This is a genomic window from Paenarthrobacter sp. CM16 (assembly GCF_013179505.1).
In the GTDB taxonomy this organism is placed as follows: domain Bacteria; phylum Actinomycetota; class Actinomycetes; order Actinomycetales; family Micrococcaceae; genus Arthrobacter.
Window position 1 is genome coordinate 1 of record NZ_JABMCX010000086.1, and the last position, 16,725, is coordinate 16,725.

A 16,725-nucleotide genomic window follows, 5' to 3' on the forward strand; every position below is an offset into this window, starting at 1 on the left:
GATGGGACGCACCGGGTCTCGTTGGATGAGGTCATTGTGACCATGCGGGAAACGGGCAAGGACATGTCCCATAAGTACAAGGAAACCGCGATGGGCGGCCTCGCCGTCAACGTCGTCGAATGCTGAGTTGTGAGGCCCGCTATGCGCGGTATGCCGACGCCAAAGGGCGCAGAACGGGCCCCGCAACGCAAGAATTTACTGATCAAGACAAAGGAACGTCATGACACTCGCACCTGAAGGCCGTAAGTTGCTGCGCGTCGAGGCCCGCAACGCCCAAGTCCCGGTTGAACGTAAGCCTGAGTGGATCAAGGCCAAGGTCCAGATGGGTCCTGAGTTTGTCCAGCTCAAGAACCTGGTGAAGAAGGAAGGGCTGCACACGGTCTGTGAAGAGGCCGGTTGCCCCAACATCTTTGAGTGCTGGGAAGACAAGGAAGCGACGTTCCTGATCGGCGGGTCCGAGTGCACCCGGCGCTGTGATTTCTGCCAGATCGATACCGGCAAACCGTCACCGGTGGACATGTTCGAACCCACCAAGGTGGCCCGGAGTGTCCAGGCCATGCAGTTGCGTTACGCCACGGTGACCGGGGTGGCCCGTGATGACCTGGCCGATGAAGGTGTGTGGCTGTACGCCGAAACGGTCCGGAAGATCCACGAATTGAACCCGGGCACCGGGGTGGAGCTGCTGATCCCGGACTTCTCCGGCAAGCCCGAGCACATCGCCGCGATCTGTGATTCCAAGCCCGAGGTGTTCGCGCACAATGTGGAGACCGTGCCGAGGATTTTCAAGCGGATCCGTCCGGCGTTCCGGTATGAGCGGTCCCTGGACGTCATTACCCAGGGCCGGGACCTGGGCATGGTGACCAAGTCCAACCTGATCCTGGGCATGGGCGAGACCCGGGAAGAGATCTCCGAGGCGCTGCGGGACCTGCACGCTGCCGGGTGTGACCTGATCACGATCACCCAGTACCTTCGCCCGTCCGAGCGGCACTTGCCGGTGGACCGGTGGGTCAAGCCGCAGGAGTTCGTGGATCTCCAGCACGAGGCCGAGGAGATCGGTTTCCTCGGTGTCATGTCCGGACCGCTGGTCCGTTCCTCGTACCGGGCCGGACGCTTGTGGGCCACCGCGATGCGGAAGAAAGGCCGGGACATCCCCGCCCACCTCGCACACATCGCCGAGGGCATCCAGGACTCCGGCACCACCCGCCAGGAAGCCTCCACCATCCTCGCCGCCCACAAATAGGCCAATTGACCCCTAAAGACCCACGCCACCACTGATGCCCGACGGCGGTCAGCCACCTCCCAGAGGCGGCTGACCGCCGTCGGGGGTTTAAGTCATAAACGCGAAGGGCTCGAACACCAGCGCAGTTTTTGCTCAAGACGGGCACAATGTTCGCGCAGCGTAACGGGCCTGCATCACGCCGGGAGCGCCGGAGGCTGTGGTTGGCCCTCGGAACGCGCTGACCACAACTGAGTACCCGCCGCCCTGCGGTTCCGGCGCCCGCGCCAGCCCATCCAAGTAGTCTGCTCCGCAAAACTGAGTACTTGCCCCGGGGATGAGCGTATTCCCGACCCCTTGGTCGGCCCGGAAAATGGCGTACAGCCAAGAGTAGCCACGCGGGCCCACAGCACAGAAACATGGGGGCATTGCTTCATCCGACAACACCGTTCGGATGCTGGGGGTTGCGAGGCGGCTCCCCGGGATATAGAAAAACCAAGGAGTCTTATCATGCGCAAGCTTTCCAAAAAGAGCCGGATCACCGCGGCCGTTGCCGGTGTTGCATTGGTAGCTGTGGGCGGCGGAGCTGCATACGCCTACTGGACCACAACGGGCTCGGGCAACGGCTCAGCTGCCAACGCCGCCGGAGGCGGAACGGTTACCCTTCACGCAACGTTCGACGCCGGCCTTGCCCCAGGCAACCAGGTCGATGTGGCGTACACGGCCGATAACTCCACCACCTCAAGCACAGTGGTGGGCGCCCTTAGTGCGACCGTGAGCACCAACGTGGCCGGCTGTCTCCCCGAGTGGTTCGAGGTCACCGCGGTGACCAGCAACAGTCCTGTTGCTGCCGGTGCCGCCGGTACCTCGGTGGGCAGTGGTGTCTTGAAGTTCAACGACAGCACCACCGTGAACCAGGACGCCTGCAAGTCGGCCGTCGTCACGGTCAACGTCTCCAGCCTGTAGCACCGGCCGGCCAGGGACCGCCCCTCAGTGGCGGTCCCCGGCTGATCTTTCTGCCCCGGCACTGAACACGTCCGAAAAGAGTTTCCATGGACCCCCGTCCACAGCGCACTGCGCCATTGCACCGAGTCGGAATACCCCTGCGCGCGCTGCTTCTGGCGCTGGTAGTTGCTTTCGTGCCTGTTGCGGCGCTTGCCGCGGGCGGGAGCCAAGGTGGTCAGGTCAAGGCCGGCAAGGGAATCACCCTGACGTTGTCGCCGTCCAGCCGCACAGTGGATCAGGGCCAATCTGCCAGCTACACGGTTGCTGTGGCATCCACGGGAGGTTTCACTGGACCGGTGACGTTCGCCGTCACGGGTTTGCCGGCCGGAGCGGCGGCCGCATGGTCGCCGTCGTCGGTGGTTTTGACGTCCGGAGGCGTAACCCAGACGACGTTGAACGTTACTACCGCCGTGGGCACCCCGGCTGGAAAGTCGGACTTCACCGTAAAGGGGACGGCAGGAACGCTTCAGGCAACGGCGCAGGGGCAGCTGCATGTCTTGAACGTCAAACGAAGCTTTGACATGAGCGGTACCGTCAGCGGGCTGCTGGCCCCGGGAGTTACGCGGTCTGTGGACCTGCTGATCGCCAACCCGGACAACAAAACCATCGCGGTGACCAATCTGTCCGTCGCGATCAGCCAAGTGGTGCCAACACCCGCTGCGGTGGCGGCCAACCTGCCCTGCAGCGCCGCTGATTACAAACTCACCCAGTACTCCGGAACCTATCCGCTGACCGTGGAACCTGGTGCGCGATCACTCTCGTCGCTGGGCGTGCCCGAGCCGAAGCGGCCTCAGATTTCCATGCTGGACACTTCCCGGAACCAGGATGGTTGCAAAGGCGCAACCATCCTGCTCACGTTCACCGGCACAGGACAGGCGAACTGACATGACGAGCGTCCGAACTCCACGTACTCCCGCAAAAGGTCGCTTGGCAAGAAGCGCTGCCGCCACTCTTGCCCTCTGCCTCCTGGGTGGCGCAGGATCCGCCTATGCCTACTGGGCCGCTGCCGGTAGCGGCAACGGATCGGCAGCCAACGGCACGCTGCAGACAGTCGCAATGGAGGCACTTGTCCCGGGCGACACCCTGCAGACCAGCTTGTTTCCAGGGGGGACCGCAGACGTCCTTCTCCGCGCCTCAAACCCCAACCCCTTCCCCATGACCGTCCATGGTTTCGCGGCCAACGGACCGGTAACTGCCGACGCCGCCCACGCCGGCTGTACCACTACGGGAGTCACGTTCACGCCCCCGGATGCGGCGGTAAGTCCTCCTGTGGTGATCCCTGCGAACTCATCCATTCTGCTGACGCTTCCGGGCGCCGCCAGCATGGACGTGGCCTCGCTCTCCGCCTGCCAGGGTGCCCAATTTTCCGTTCCTGTGACGCTGGAGGTGCGGAAATGAGCGGTCTCCGTCAGAACCGTCCTTCGGACGCCCTGTTCAGCTGGCGCAGTAAGCTTGCGATCATCGTGGCAGGCATTCTCCTCGTCTCCTGGGGAGGGCCGGCTGCCAGTGCATTCTGGAGCTCCATCAACAGTGGCACCGGCGCGGCCGCAGCCGATTCCGTAGCGCAGGGCGCAAGACCGGCTACTGGCATCAACGGCGCTAACGTCACGGTCACGTGGACTGCAAGCACGACGGCGGCAGGACGGTCCGTAACCGGCTACAGTATTGCCCGCTACAGTTCGGCGTCCGGCGGGACCATGGTTCCAGCGACAGGTGGATGTGCGGGAACAGTCGCCGGACTGAGTTGCGTGGAGGCCGGAGTGCCTGCGGGAACCTGGTATTACACCGTGACGCCCACCCTTTCCCTGTGGCAGGGAAACGAAAGTCAACGCAGCTTAGGCGCCACGCCTGTCACGGACACCACCCCGCCCCTGGCGCCGGTGCTAACAGCGCCGGCCTACGTCAACCAAGCCAATGTCAGCAGCGTTCCGGTCAGCGGTACGGCGGAAGCCAACTCCTCGGTGACCCTGACGGTGACTGGTTCCGGCGCGCAGCCGGTGACGCAAACCCTGGTGACCAACGGTGTGGGCGTATGGACAGCAGCTCCGCTTAACCTTTCTGCTTTCAGTGATGGAACCATTTCCTACTCGGGCCGCGCGACAGATACCGCGGGTAATACAGGCACTGCCGGTCTTGCAACGTCCACCAAGGACGTGGCAGTGCCCACCGTGACCGGGGTCCAACTGAACAATGGCACAGGGAAGACTCTAGGCGTCGTGGAACAAGGAGACTCTGTAACGCTGACCTTCTCCGAGGCTCTCAGTGCCACCACCATCTGCAGCGCATGGACCAGCAACACGGCAACGCAGACCCAGAGCGGGAATGGCAGCAGCCAGGTGCTGGTGAATATCAGCGCAGGTGACGTCCTGACCGTGACCCAAGCGGGCTGCCCCAACCTTAGGGTCGGCAGCGTGGCACTTCGTGGGGATTACACCGCCACAGCCCTCACCTTTGCAGGGAACAACGCCGGCGGCTCAATCCTGACATGGAACCCGGGCGCCAGGACCCTGACTATTACCTTGGGAGCGGGAGGGCCAGGGGCGCTGACCGTACCTGCTGCTCCGGCACCACTTCCGGGATACGCTCCTGCCTCGGGCATGACGGATATAGCCGGCAACCCGCTGGCCACCACCCAGGTCAACAGCCTCGCAGCATCCCGCTTCTGACCCTGCAGTTTTTGTACGGATAATGCCCTGATAACGCGTGATTCGGGGCACTATCTGTACAAAAACTCCAAGCAGTCCAGCGTCCTGAGCGTAATCTTGAACGGACGCCAGCGCCGTCGTCGTACGTTTGATCCTGCGACGAAAGGCGAACCGCCCCTTGAAGGCTGTAGCGGAATTGTTCACGATGGGTCCTGGAAACAAGGACCACCATCCCGCCCTCCGCTGCGCTGTAGGTGTGTTTGTTCCCCTGATTACGCTGACGCTGATCGGGCGGCTGGACCTGGCCGTGTTTGCCTCGTTCGGTGCTTTCACTGGAATTTACGGCCGCAACGAGCCCCACAGCGTCCGTTTCCGCAGCCAATTGCGGGCCGGCGGCTTCATGCTTTTAGTCATCCTTTTGGCCACCCTCATGGCCCGCTTTGCGCAGGCTTCCGGGATGGAAGGTGCCGCCTATTCGTGGCTACTGACCGCTGCCACAACAGTTGTTGCAGGCGCGTGCTCAGTGGTGGTGGCTGCTTGGAGGCTCCGCCCAGGCGGCTCCCTCTTTCATATTTTCGCGTTTGCCGCCATTGCTTCCATCGCCGCCCAGCCCCCTCTGTGGGAGGCAATGCTGGTGTCAGTCCTGACCACGGGTTTCTGCCTTCTAATCGGTATGTCCTCACGCGTGGCCAAGAGCCACCGGACGCCGTGGAAGCGGCCACCGCCCATCCGTCACACCGCGGCTGAGCGGCGGGCGATCTGGCTGGAGGGCGGCGGCTATCTGGTGGCTGCGGGCCTTGCAGGCACAATTGCCACTTTGGTGGGGGAGCGGCTTGGGTTCGGGCACACCTACTGGGCGATGGTGGCGGCCGTGGTTCCGCTGGTGGGCCATTCGACGCGCCACCGGGTGAGCCGCGGCATCCAAAGGATCGCCGGCACAGTCATTGGGCTGGTGCTGCTGGCCGGAATCCTGTGGCTCAACCCCGCGCCGTGGGCCATGGTCCTGGTGATTGCGGCCTGCCAGTTCGGCGCCGAAATGTTCATCGCCCGGCAGTACCTCGTGGCGCAGGTCTTCGTCACTCCGCTGGCCTTGATTGCCACACTCCTGGCGGCTCCTGTCGATCCTGGTTTGCTCCTGCGGGACCGCATCATCGAGACCGTCATTGGTGCCGCCGTCGGCGTTGCAGTAGTGGTGGCGCCGGCTATCTGGCGGCGGGTTCGAGGGGCGCAGGCCGGGGCCTGAACCACCCGAAGGTCAGCGGGCCCTTGGATTATCACCTAGTATCAATTGGTTAGACAAGCGAGATACATGTCTACCAAAGGACTGGTGATGAACGACAAAAGTGAGCGTCAGGGCTATTGGTACGGCCTGGAAAGCCGCAAGCAAATGGGCGCAGTGGACGTCCTGAACGCACTGAGGGACTACCGCTCGGCGGAAGCCGACATGCGCCGGCGCACGCGCAACTCCATGGGCATGGGCGAAACCGATCTTGTGGCGTTGCGCTACCTTCTGGAAGCCGAGAGGGCAGGCCGCGAGGTGGGCCCCAAGGAGCTGGCGGTCCGCCTGGGCGTGACGTCCGCATCCATGACGTCCCTGGTGGACCGGTTGGTGAGGTCCGGCTATGTCACCAGGGAACCGCACCCCACGGATCGCCGTGCCCTGATTCTTCGCCCCACTGCCGATTCGCACCAAGAGGTTCGGAATACGATGGGGGACATGCACGCCCGCATGATGGAGGCCGCCGAGACACTGAGCAGCGATGACTCCGCGGTGGTGGTGGAGTTCCTTCGGCGCATGCGCCAGGCCATCGACAGCATCGCGTCTTCCTGAGCTCCGGCTGGACATAATTCATAAGTACACATATAACTAGATAGCCAAGCTACTTACTAGTGAATGTGTGGGAAGACGATGACAGTCGCGCTGCGTGAACCAAGTTCCACACCAGTGGCTGAGAATGACGTACAGGTTGTAACGGATCAGGCGATCCCCATGGGACCCGTGCACTGCGGCTCGCACATGGCCATTTCCGCCGGACCTGACTACGACGCCATGAAGTGGGTCTCGGTGGAGCCCATCTGGCCCGAGTGGGCCTGCGGCTGTGGCTTCCGTATGGATATCGACGCCCTTGACCCCGTTAGCGGAGTCTGGGTAGCTGCGCTTCGCCGGCAGAGTCTTCAGCACGAACTCGCCATCTCCCAAAACACCCTTGCGCTGGCCTTCAGGAAGGCAGTTGATGCTGGAGTCAACCCCCAGGCACTCGCGGAGGTGGCCGGAGTGCCGGCCACCGAAATCGAAACACTCCTGGCGTGACCACCATTGACGTAGCGGCCGTCCGCGCTGATCGCGGGGCCGCGTGTCGAAACACGGCGCAGTCAGGGTCGATCCAGCCGGTGTCAATCCAGCCGGGGTCAGCCCAGCCAGCGTCAACCCACACAGGAATGGCACGCAGCAGCCAACAGCCAACTGAGCCCACCCAGCCCGCAGCGCCCCTCCAGCAAGAGGTAGTGCTCGGCGGGCGGTACCGGCTGGGCGGGCGGCTTGGCGGCGGCTCGGAAGCCTACGTCAATGAAGCCCTTGACCTGCGCACGGGAAAGCTCGTGGCCGTCAAGATCTTCAGGGCAACGCAAGACGGCACCACGGACCCGGCCAAAAACACGCCCTTTGGCCGCGAGGTGGACATCCATGGCCGGCTGCGTCACCGAAATATCGTGGCGGTGCTGGGCTCGGGAACCATGACGGAGGAAGACCCCCGGCGAAGCCGTAACTACCTGGTGATGGATCTGATGGACGGCAACGATCTCCGTTCCGTCCTCCACGAAGGCCCCGTTTCCCCGGAGCAAACAGTGGCATGGATGAGCGGGATCGCGAAGGCGCTCACTCATCTGCATCGCCGGGGTATTGTCCACAACGACATCAAGCCCGGAAATATCCTGGTGGACTTCCACGCGGATCCGGAGGGCCCCGGGATCGCGAAGTTGACCGACTTCGGGATAGCGATCGACGGGCGTCATTCCGCACCGAAATCATCCTCGGGAACACCGCATTACTTGAGTCCCGAAGAGGTGTGCGGCGGTACGTCCACGTCGGCCAGCGATATCTATTCACTGGGCTTGGTGGCACTTGAATGCCTGACCGGAACCAAAGCGTTCCCAGGCCCTCCCCTCGAGTCCATGGTTGCCAGGACTCTGGGGGAACCTCGAATTCCCGGCACGGTTCGGCGGCGTTGGTCCATGGTGCTTCACGCCATGACCGACCCCGATCCTGCCGGCAGGCCGTCTGCCAGCCAAGCCGTCGGTATGCTCCGACGGCTCGTCTGGTAGCCAACAATCAGGTCGATAGCGGCATGCGTCCTTATGCCGAACTGGGTCCTACTTATGAAAGAGGGAAAGAAAAATGGGAATCATCGGTTGGATCATTTTGGGTTTGATTGCCGGCGCCATCGCAAAGGCCATCATGCCCGGTAAGCAGGGCGGCGGCTGGATCACCACCATCCTGCTGGGCATCGTGGGTGCCGTTCTGGGTGGCTGGATCGGCAGCGCAATCTTCAAGGTGGGCATCAACGAGTTCTGGTCGCTGTCCACGTGGCTCCTCGCCATCGGCGGCGCATTGCTGGTCCTGGTCATCTGGGGACTGGTGACGCGCAAGAAGGCTTAATCGCCTGTCATGCAAAAGAGGCCTCGACGCTGCTGCGTCGGGGCCTCTTTGCTGTCATGCAAGAGTTCAGCGCGCCAGGATTCGTGCTTTCTGCGCCTGGAATTCCTTGTCATTGAGGACTCCGGCGCTTTTCAGCTCACCCAGCTGCTTGAGTTGGGCGAGCATATGATCGGTCGGATCGACGACGGCGGCCGGTACAGGCGGCGGCGGAGGTGGCACTTGAAGCGGTGCAGCGGGAGGGTGGTGGCCGGCTGCAGCTGCTGCTGCAGCGTCCTCGGCGGCGAAGCGCTGTTGTTGCCTGCGTTGCGTGCGGCCGAGGACTGAACCCACGACGGCGGCACGGCCGGCGGTCCTGAACAAACCCATGATGAAATCCTTTCGCTGGTAACGGGTCAGGTAGCTGAATAGCCGAGGGCCAGGTCGATGAGGAGACGCGCGCCGAACCCTGTGGCGCCCTTGCTGCGCCAGGCGTCATCCTTGTCGGATTGCATAGTGCCGGCAATGTCGATGTGTGCCCAGGGGGTGTCGCCCACGAACTCGGCCAGGAACAGCGCGGCGGTGGTGGAACCGGCGTAAGGGCCGCCCAGGTTGGAGATATCCGCGATGTCCGAATCCAGCTGGGGGCGGTAGGCCCGTTCCAATGGAAGTTGCCACAGTTGTTCGTCTGCACGGCGCCCGGACTCCAGCACCCTGTCCACCAGGTGTTGCTCGTTTCCGAACACCGGGGCGGTGAGCTGCCCGAGGGACATCAGGGCTGCCCCGGTGAGCGTTGCGATGTCAACGATCCCGTCCACGCCGTCCTCCACTGCCAGAGTCAGGGCGTCGCACATGACCAGGCGACCTTCGGCGTCGGTGTTCTTGACTTCGATGGTCAGTCCGCTGCGGGTGGTGAGTACGTCCCCCAACTTGTAGGCCGAGCCCGAGGGCATGTTGTCCGTGCACATCAGGAACCCGGTCACGGCGGCCTTGCAGCCGAGATCGCGCAGTGCGGTGAAGACAGCCAGGACCGCCGCTGCGCCTCCCATGTCCATTTTCATGAGCAAGTGCATGGGGTCGCTGGGTTTGAGGCTGACACCGCCGGAGTCGTACATGATGCCCTTGCCTACCAGGCCGAGGTGGCCGGTGGCGGACCCGTCCGGCTGGTAGCTGAGCTTGATCATCCGTGGTTCCTGGGCGCTGCCGGCATTGACGCCGAGGAGGCCGCCGCAGCGGAGTTCGATCAACTGATCCTTGTTGAACTCCTCAACGCCGAATCCGAACCGTTTCCCGAGCTCCTTCGCCGCCGAGGCCAATCCAACGGCAGTGAGGTGGCTGGGCGGGGCATTGCACAAGTCCCGGGCTATGGCAGTGGCCCGCACTTTGACCCGGCCCGTCTCCAGGCCTTGGGTAGCAGCCGCGGTGTCCAGGCCGGCGCCGAGGAACTGCACCTCGGCCAGTGTTGTCGGCTCGCTCCTGCTTTTGAGCGTTTCATAGCTGTACCGGGCCAACAGCACACCTTCGGCCAGAACCTGGCCCAGTCGCTCGGCGTCCATCCCTGAAGCGTCAGTCCCATCGAAACTTTGCGTCAGTTCAAAGCCGATCCGCGAATGCTTCTGCGTGGCACGGACCAAGGCAGCGGCAGCTTTGCGCCACCCGTCCGCGTCCAAGGCTCCCGGCTTCCCACCGCCAACGGCCACCACCAAAGTCCCTGAGGCGTTGGCCAGCTGAAGGGTGGTTCCGGGTTTGCCGTCAAAGCCCGCACTTTCCAGCGTTTCCCGGTGCAGGCCGACGGACTCCGGAACATCACCTTCCGAGGGCACCAGCACGCCGATCGCGTCGAGTGCGCCGAAGCCGTCCACAAAGTGCAATTTCGGGTCGGATCCGCCAAGGGAGGGCAGGACTAAGAAATCCTCCGGGATCAGTTTGTAGGGTTCGTGGTTCACCGTTTCGCCCGTTCTGTTGTGGTTGGAGCAGTTGTGGTGGGGACAGCTGTGGTTGACGCCGCCGTGACAGCGTGGTCCGGGCTGGGGGCCGGCTCGGGGATCGCATCGGGGTCGTCAGGTTCGAGTTGCTCGGGAAGGCCGCCCTTCATGCGGCCGGGCATGCGACCTGCCGGGACAATCGCCAGCAGGGCAAGCCCGGATAATCCCAGAAGGGAGATCTGCAGGGCGCGAAGACGCGCTTCTTCGTTGACTTCGATCGCGGCTGCCAGCTCGGAGGGGCTGCTCACCCGGTCGCCGATCACTGCCTCCACTTGGGCGTTGGTCAGGAAGTCTGCCTCGTTGACGTTTACTTTGTAGATCAACTCCTGCGACACTTCCGGATGCGCGGCGGCGCCGCTGGCAATAAGCGAGGACAGCATCCCGACGGCGAACGCGCTCGCCACGGCGATGCCCACGCTGCCGGAGAGATTGTGGACCAGGCCGCGCCAGGCTCCGACGTCGCCGGCCAGCTCGCGGGGAACCGCGCTGAGCAGCGTATTGAATACCAACGCGACGATTGCGCCTTGGCCAAGACCCAGGAGGATCAGGCCCAGCACCACAAAGAGTTGGCCCCAGTCGTTGCGGATGGTGAAGGCGAGCAGGACCAGCGCACCAGCCACCACCACGAAGCCGCCCTGGGCGATGGTCCGGGGCGGGAACTTGTCGTAAAGGAAAGCCACGAAAGTGCTCGCGAGGAAAATGGACAACGTGTACGGAATGATCGAGAACGAGGTCTCAATGCTCGAGCGGCCCTGGACGATCTGCATGTAGAGGGGGATCAGGAAGTTTGCCGCAGTTCCCACGAAGAGCATGATGGCCATACAGGCCGTTACTGCCAGTTCGGAACTGGAGGCCAGTACCCGGAGGTCGAAAATCCGTGGCAGCTTGGCGTCCTGGCGTTTCCGGATCCACAGGAAGAACACTTGTCCCGCAATGGCCCCGAGGAGGATCAGGAGCGGTGCGGGCGAGAGCCCAAGGATCTCGAAGGGTGCCTGGCTGGTGGCGAACCAGGTGCCCCAGGCCGACAGGCCGCTGAAACCGAAGCTCAGCAGGATGACCGCCACCGCAGCGATGATGGAGCCGGTCCAGTCGATCTTCAGCCGGGGCTGCGGCGGCACGGTTTTGAGCTTGAAACTCAGCAGAAGGTTGATGGCACCGAGGATCACCATGAGGCCGAACGAGTAGCGCCAGCCGATGGTGGTGGCGAACCAGCCCGCAATCAGCAGTGCCAGCACCCCGGCCGCCGGAATGGCAGCTGCCAGGAGCCCGATGGCTTTTGCCTGCTGCTGGTCCTTGTAATTGGTGGCAATGAAGACGGTGAGCGCGGGTGCGATCAGGGCAATGACGGCGCCCGAAGAAGCCTGGGCAATGAACAGCATCGCCGGACTCAGGCTGAGTGCCACACCCGCCATGGCTGCGGCGTGAATGGCCACGGCGATCTGGAACACCTTACGCGTCCCGAACCGGGCTCCCAGCTTCGCTCCCAGCAGGATGAAAGCCGCCATCGAAAACGTACCGGCGGTGATGGCAGTGCCCACGGATGTCGCTGCGGTATCCAGGTCAGTGGTGATGCCCTGCATGGAGACCGTCAAGGCGTTGACGGCGAATGATGCCTGGATTTGGGTGAGGACCACCACGATCAAAGGCAGCCATGAAGCCGCCTTGACGGGTGGTGGGGTTTCATTGGTGGTGTGGACGCTGGCCATGTGTTGCTCCTGATGTGCTCTGCCCCTTCACTGGAAAGGAGCGCTTGAATACCTCGCTACGGGGTTGGCGGAACGGTGTGCAGGGTTTGCCTTGACGTTGATCTCCGATCGTTTTGGTGTGCCGGGTTCTTCGGTGCGGCTAGGTCTGAAGGGGCCAGAACACGGGTACCAGCAGGATGGCCACTGCCGCGTAGAGGGCCATGATGGCCAGCCCGAATTTCCAGTAGTCGCCGAATCTGTAGCCAGCCGGCTGCATGATCATCATGTTGGCCGGGGTTGCCACCGGCGTCAGCAGGGCAGCGGAGGATGCAACCGACACGCACATCAGCACCGCGTACGGATTGATGGCTGACTCCTGTGCCACGGAGAGCGCGATCGGGATGATGATCAGGGCAGTGGCCGTGTTGCTGATCAGCTGGCCCAGCACGGCAGTGACCACAAAGAGCCCCAGGAGCAACAGCAAAGGGCCGCCGTTTCCTACCACTGACACCATGCCCTCAGCGAGGATCTCCGCGGTGCCCGTGGAAGTGATGGCCGTGGACAGCGGAATCATGCCGGCCACCAGGATGAGGGTGGTCCACGCCATGGAACGGTGGGCTTGCTGAACTGTGACAACACGCAGCACCACCATGGCCAAAGCCGCCAGCATCGCCGCGACGGGTGCAGGCACCAGGTTCGTGGCCAGCAGCACCACCATTGCGCCAAGAATGATCAGCGCCGGCGTTGCCCGCGGGCCCAAGGGGACTGTTTGGCGGCGGATGGTGTCCGGTGAGTCAACCAGCAACACATTGTGATCCACGGTGTGCTGATCGAGCGCAGCCCAGGTTCCCTGGAGCAGCAACCTGTCCCCGGCAGTGATCAGCGTCCGTCCCGAGGACTCCGGCTCGCCCGGATGGTGATGCGCCAACACCACCAAGTCACCGCTGTCCGTCACCATGCCGGGGTAAGCCTCGGTACCGACCAGGTTTGAGCGGGGTGCCACTACTACCTCGGCCACCCCGTAGGTGCTGCTGATCAGTCCGCAGGTTGCGTCGTCGTCCTGGCTCAGGCCGTGCCGTGCCGCAAGGGCGTCGATGGTGGGCTGGCCGCCACGCACCACAATCTCATCGCCCTGTTCGAACACCGGGTTTTCTGACGGCTTGCCGTCTGAGCCCTGCACGCTGATGAGGTGGAGGTGGCCGCCGTCGTGCCCGTCCTGAAGACACGCAACGGGCTGGCCCACCAAGGCCGATCCTGCCGGGATGCTGAGGCGGCTCAGCCCCTCACCGCCCAGGTAGTGGTTCATGAGCGTCTCACCGTGGGAGCCCAGGTCCTTGGGGAGGGCATCAGGGGTCCGGGCCGGCAAAAGCCGTGGACCCAGCCAAAGCGTCAATCCAATGGTTCCCAGCAGCAGGGGAAGCCCCACAAGCCCGAACTCAAAGAACCCGATTCCCTTCCCCGTGGTGTCCAGCGCTGCGTTCAGGATCAGGATGTTGACAGGTGAGCCGGTCAGGATCAACAAGGACCCGGCATGTGCAGCGAAAGCCATGGGCATGAGCAACTCCGACGGCCGCCGTCCCAGCCGGACAGCGAGGACAACCACCATGGGCAACAACGCGGCGACAGCTCCGTTAACACTGATAAGTGCAGTCAGCATGGCCGTCAAGACCATCATCAACACCATCAACCGGGTACGGCTGGTCCCCGAGAACCTGATCAGCAGGCTTCCCAGCCAAGTGGTCACCCCTGCGGCATCAATGGCCTCTGCCACAACGAACAGCGCCGCTATCAACACCACGGTTCCGCTCCCGAAACCGGCGAAAGTATCCTCCAAACCCACAATGCCGGTGCCGTAAAGGGCCAAAGCCGCTCCAAGAGCCACTACCTCAACGGGCAGCCGGTTCCACACGAACGCAGCAATCACTGCGACGAGCACCAATAACGTGACAGTCACGTCTGTCATGGGTGCCTTCGGTAACCCGCGGGGTCTTTGGCCGGCATTCTCTCAGACTAGATCCGGGTCAAAGCTGCTGGGTCACCCCAATCGGGTGAGTGATGGGCGTCTTCCGAGGTCACGGCCTACGGTAAATGCCCAAACCTGTAAGCCGCGGCCACGGCATCATGCCGGGTCCCCGCCCCGAGCTTGGAATAGATGATCCGCAGGTGGGTCTTCACCGTGTTCACGGACAGGTGGAGCTCAGATGCCATCTGTTCCTGCGACAAATGCGAGGGGAGCAGCATCAGGACCTCCCGTTCCCGGGGAGTCAGCAAGGGCGCAAGCCGGGCATCAGCAGGAGACCGCAAAAGCAGCAACCGCTTGGCAAGTTCTTCCTGGGGGCCATGCGTACCCGCCCGTTCCACCAGCAGGTCAATAACTTCCTGGGGAGCAATGGCCAAGGGCCTGGTCACCGCCAGATCCCCCGCCATGGCCAGCGCATCTTCCAGGAGTTTGCCCGCCATTGCCCTCCGCCCCGCGCGGATGGCCATTGAGCATTCCAGGACGTTAACGTGAATCCACGTCCATGCCAGCAAGGGCGCCGCCACGCCCGCATGCAAGGGGCGGAGGCGTTCTGTCGCGGCATCGAAGCGGCTGATTCCAGCCGGTCCCTGCGCTCGCAAAAGGCACAACTCACCTGTGCCGGGAATCAGCTCCTCTGCCCACTCCAAGACTTCACGGGCACGCTCCGCATGGCCCAGTGACAGGGCCGCCGTGTGCTCGATCACCGCGATGAAGGCTGCCATCGGCTGCGCGAACAGGTAGTCCTTGCCGATCCTCAACCGGGCTTGGCGCATGCCGTCCAAGGCGTGCCGCCTGTCTCCTGTGTCCAAGTGGGCGCACGCCGTGACCAGTTCCAAGGTAGCGCGCATCGCGGCTCCGACCCCCTTGGCAGAGGAGCCCAATTGTCCGAGGTCGGCAGTGGCCGCAGTGGCAAATTTCAGGGCAGCGGCGGGCTCGGACCCGAGGAGGGCAGCCGAGGCATGAATCAAGGCACCCACCGACCGGCCGGCTCCCGCAGTCCACGCGTAGGCCGGAAGCTTCTCCTCCGCCTGCCGAAGATAGTCACTGGCGCGGCGGAGTTGGCCCTGCATGGAGGAGATGCCGGCAAGCTTGAGGTACACCTTGCCGGCAAGGTAGCTGTTGCCCGCTTCGGTGGCCTCGATCAACGCTTCCCGGGCCTCGTCCTCCGCCGCCCCGTACTGCTGCTCCATCACCGCAGCAGTGAGGGCCACCATTTTTGCCTCGATCCTTATGTCGCTCTGCCGTGACATGGGAAGGGCCGCGTAGTCGCTGGTGGCCTTGGGATCCTGGTTCTCCCATTCTCCGCTGAACCAGGAAAGCCGGGCTTCTGCCAAAGCGCGGAGTTCGCGGAGATCTGCCGGCGGATTATCCGGCCAGGTCCGGTGTGCGGCGGCCAGGTAGCGGGCAGCGGTAGTGGGCTGGCGGCTTTCCACATGGGCCAGTGCCGCCACCAGACAGAGCCTCGGACTGGTTGCCAGAACCGAATCCGGCAGAGCCGCGATGGCCCTCCTGACCCGTGCGACTCCGCCTGAGCCCAGGAGAGTTGCTCCGTGCCGCTCGAGGATCGCACCGATCAGTTGAGAATCAGCTGCATCAACGGCGTGCCGGAGCGCCGCCTCTGGTTCGCCGGCCTGCTCATGCCACTGCGCAGCGATCCGGTTCAGGCGAATCGCTTCGTCCGGTTCCTTCCGGGTAAGTTCGGCCCGGAAGTATGCCCTGATCAGGGGGCGGACCAGGAAGACCTTCCGTCCGCTTCCCGCGGACTCCACCAGATCGCGGTGGTCCGCCAGCGCGGAAAGGACATTGCCCGCATCCCGGTGGCCCGCCAAGACATTGGCTTGGGCTGCCACCAGGACACGGCACATGCTGGTACTGGCGAGCACCTGCCGTTCGGCGGGGGTGAGTACGCAGATAATTTCGTGGCCCAGGTACTCCCCGAGTTGGCGGTTGTTCGCTGCAATGTCTCCCACAGGTGTTTCGATATCCGCGGCCTTGCGCAGGGTTCGCAAGGCAAGCACCACGCAAGCCGGCCACCCCCCGGTTTGACGGAACACTTCGCCCAATTGATGTGTCCCAAGCAGGGTGATGGTCTTGGCCGCAAGTGAATTGATCTCGTCCAGGGAGAAAGCCAGATCATGTGACTGCAGTTCCAGGATCCGTCCGCTGAGCCGGGCCCGCCCCGGGTCCACGGCCGTGCTTTCCCGGGTGGCCAGGACAAGTTGGAAGGGCAGTTGAGCGTGGGCAAGGAGAGCAGGAATCCAAAGATCCCGGTCAGCGGCCGGAAAGCCCTCAACGCCGTCGATCACCAAACGGATGGTGCCGACGCTGGTCAGCTGCTCCGCCAGGCGCCCCAGTACCTCGAGGGCATTAGCCTCGGATCCGGAAAATTGATTCAAAGTGCCCGCTGGTACGGCAGGGCACTGCCGGAGCGCGTGAAGGATGGACGGCCACAGGGCCGGCTTGTCCTGATGGTCCGGACTCACCCACGCGACGTTGTCCATGCGGCAGGCGAGCCATTGTCCCAGGAGCACCGTTTTA

16 protein-coding genes are annotated in these 16,725 nt (G+C 63.4%); 11 read left to right on the top strand and 5 right to left on the bottom strand.

What is annotated here, in order from left to right; translation table 11 throughout:
* The 11 genes from HP499_RS09620 to HP499_RS09670 form a co-directional block, all read left to right on the top strand.
* Window positions 1-126, top strand: a 126-nt coding sequence (locus HP499_RS09620) for an L-serine ammonia-lyase, iron-sulfur-dependent, subunit alpha (protein ID WP_159709123.1), incomplete at its 5' end; no start/stop codon positions are given.
* Window positions 127-220: 94 nt separating this feature from the next.
* Complete coding sequence (gene lipA / locus HP499_RS09625) at window positions 221-1,240, top strand: lipoyl synthase (RefSeq protein WP_172323862.1); 1,020 nt, start codon at window positions 221-223, stop codon at window positions 1,238-1,240.
* Between the two features lie 486 nt (window positions 1,241-1,726).
* Window positions 1,727-2,182: a hypothetical protein gene (locus HP499_RS09630; RefSeq protein WP_172323863.1), complete on the top strand. Its 456-nt coding sequence runs from the start codon at window positions 1,727-1,729 to the stop codon at window positions 2,180-2,182.
* A gap of 86 nt (window positions 2,183-2,268) precedes the next feature.
* Entirely contained in the window at window positions 2,269-3,105 is an 837-nt protein-coding gene (locus tag HP499_RS09635) for a hypothetical protein (RefSeq protein ID WP_172323864.1), read from the top strand.
* Between the two features lies 1 nt (window position 3,106).
* Window positions 3,107-3,619: a hypothetical protein gene (locus HP499_RS09640; RefSeq protein ID WP_172323865.1), complete on the top strand. Its 513-nt coding sequence runs from the start codon at window positions 3,107-3,109 to the stop codon at window positions 3,617-3,619.
* A complete protein-coding gene (locus HP499_RS09645; protein WP_253951501.1) occupies window positions 3,616-4,887 on the top strand; it encodes a hypothetical protein in 1,272 nt (423 codons plus the stop codon). The genes HP499_RS09640 and HP499_RS09645 overlap by 4 nt, the downstream gene beginning before the upstream one ends.
* Window positions 4,888-5,044: 157 nt before the next feature.
* Window positions 5,045-6,109 carry an FUSC family protein gene (locus HP499_RS09650; RefSeq protein ID WP_172323866.1) on the top strand — a complete coding sequence of 355 codons (1,065 nt, stop codon included), beginning with the start codon at window positions 5,045-5,047 and terminating at the stop codon, window positions 6,107-6,109.
* A 66-nt stretch (window positions 6,110-6,175) separates the two neighbouring features.
* Window positions 6,176-6,697: a MarR family winged helix-turn-helix transcriptional regulator gene (locus tag HP499_RS09655; RefSeq protein ID WP_172323867.1), complete on the top strand. Its 522-nt coding sequence runs from the start codon at window positions 6,176-6,178 to the stop codon at window positions 6,695-6,697.
* A gap of 159 nt (window positions 6,698-6,856) precedes the next feature.
* Window positions 6,857-7,177: a hypothetical protein gene (locus HP499_RS09660; RefSeq protein WP_253951502.1), complete on the top strand. Its 321-nt coding sequence runs from the start codon at window positions 6,857-6,859 to the stop codon at window positions 7,175-7,177.
* Complete coding sequence (locus HP499_RS09665) at window positions 7,174-8,187, top strand: serine/threonine-protein kinase (protein WP_309138370.1); 1,014 nt, start codon at window positions 7,174-7,176, stop codon at window positions 8,185-8,187. The genes HP499_RS09660 and HP499_RS09665 overlap by 4 nt, the downstream gene beginning before the upstream one ends.
* Window positions 8,188-8,260: 73 nt before the next feature.
* Complete coding sequence (locus tag HP499_RS09670) at window positions 8,261-8,521, top strand: GlsB/YeaQ/YmgE family stress response membrane protein (RefSeq protein ID WP_172323869.1); 261 nt, start codon at window positions 8,261-8,263, stop codon at window positions 8,519-8,521.
* A gap of 66 nt (window positions 8,522-8,587) precedes the next feature.
* On the opposite strand, the gene HP499_RS09675 is transcribed toward HP499_RS09670, so the two are convergent.
* From HP499_RS09675 to HP499_RS09695, 5 genes are all read right to left on the bottom strand, one after another.
* On the bottom strand, window positions 8,588-8,887 hold the full coding sequence (locus HP499_RS09675; protein ID WP_172323870.1) for an SHOCT domain-containing protein: 300 nt from the start codon (window positions 8,885-8,887) through the stop codon (window positions 8,588-8,590).
* Between the two features lie 26 nt (window positions 8,888-8,913).
* Entirely contained in the window at window positions 8,914-10,443 is a 1,530-nt protein-coding gene (locus HP499_RS09680) for a leucyl aminopeptidase (protein ID WP_172323871.1), read from the bottom strand.
* Entirely contained in the window at window positions 10,440-12,188 is a 1,749-nt protein-coding gene (locus HP499_RS09685) for an MFS transporter (RefSeq protein ID WP_172323872.1), read from the bottom strand. The genes HP499_RS09680 and HP499_RS09685 overlap by 4 nt, the downstream gene beginning before the upstream one ends.
* A gap of 139 nt (window positions 12,189-12,327) precedes the next feature.
* Window positions 12,328-14,130 (bottom strand): SLC13 family permease, encoded by a 1,803-nt coding sequence (locus tag HP499_RS09690; RefSeq protein ID WP_172323873.1) that lies wholly within the window; start codon window positions 14,128-14,130, stop codon window positions 12,328-12,330.
* A gap of 116 nt (window positions 14,131-14,246) precedes the next feature.
* Window positions 14,247-16,725: LuxR C-terminal-related transcriptional regulator (locus HP499_RS09695; protein WP_172323874.1), on the bottom strand; the 2,479-nt coding region annotated here is incomplete at its 5' end.

What these genes read in the sequence shown, in the direction of transcription:
- lipA (WP_172323862.1), top strand. Translation starts at nt 221, where the DNA reads ATGACACTCGCACCTGAAGGCCGTAAGTTGCTGCGCGTCGAGGCCCGC.
- HP499_RS09630 (WP_172323863.1), top strand. Translation starts at nt 1,727, where the DNA reads ATGCGCAAGCTTTCCAAAAAGAGCCGGATCACCGCGGCCGTTGCCGGT.
- HP499_RS09635 (WP_172323864.1), top strand. Translation starts at nt 2,269, where the DNA reads ATGGACCCCCGTCCACAGCGCACTGCGCCATTGCACCGAGTCGGAATA.
- HP499_RS09640 (WP_172323865.1), top strand. Translation starts at nt 3,107, where the DNA reads ATGACGAGCGTCCGAACTCCACGTACTCCCGCAAAAGGTCGCTTGGCA.
- HP499_RS09645 (WP_253951501.1), top strand. Translation starts at nt 3,616, where the DNA reads ATGAGCGGTCTCCGTCAGAACCGTCCTTCGGACGCCCTGTTCAGCTGG.
- HP499_RS09655 (WP_172323867.1), top strand. Translation starts at nt 6,176, where the DNA reads ATGTCTACCAAAGGACTGGTGATGAACGACAAAAGTGAGCGTCAGGGC.
- HP499_RS09660 (WP_253951502.1), top strand. Translation starts at nt 6,857, where the DNA reads ATGGGACCCGTGCACTGCGGCTCGCACATGGCCATTTCCGCCGGACCT.
- HP499_RS09670 (WP_172323869.1), top strand. Translation starts at nt 8,261, where the DNA reads ATGGGAATCATCGGTTGGATCATTTTGGGTTTGATTGCCGGCGCCATC.
- HP499_RS09675 (WP_172323870.1), bottom strand. Translation starts at nt 8,887, where the DNA reads ATGGGTTTGTTCAGGACCGCCGGCCGTGCCGCCGTCGTGGGTTCAGTC.
- HP499_RS09685 (WP_172323872.1), bottom strand. Translation starts at nt 12,188, where the DNA reads ATGGCCAGCGTCCACACCACCAATGAAACCCCACCACCCGTCAAGGCG.
- HP499_RS09690 (WP_172323873.1), bottom strand. Translation starts at nt 14,130, where the DNA reads ATGACAGACGTGACTGTCACGTTATTGGTGCTCGTCGCAGTGATTGCT.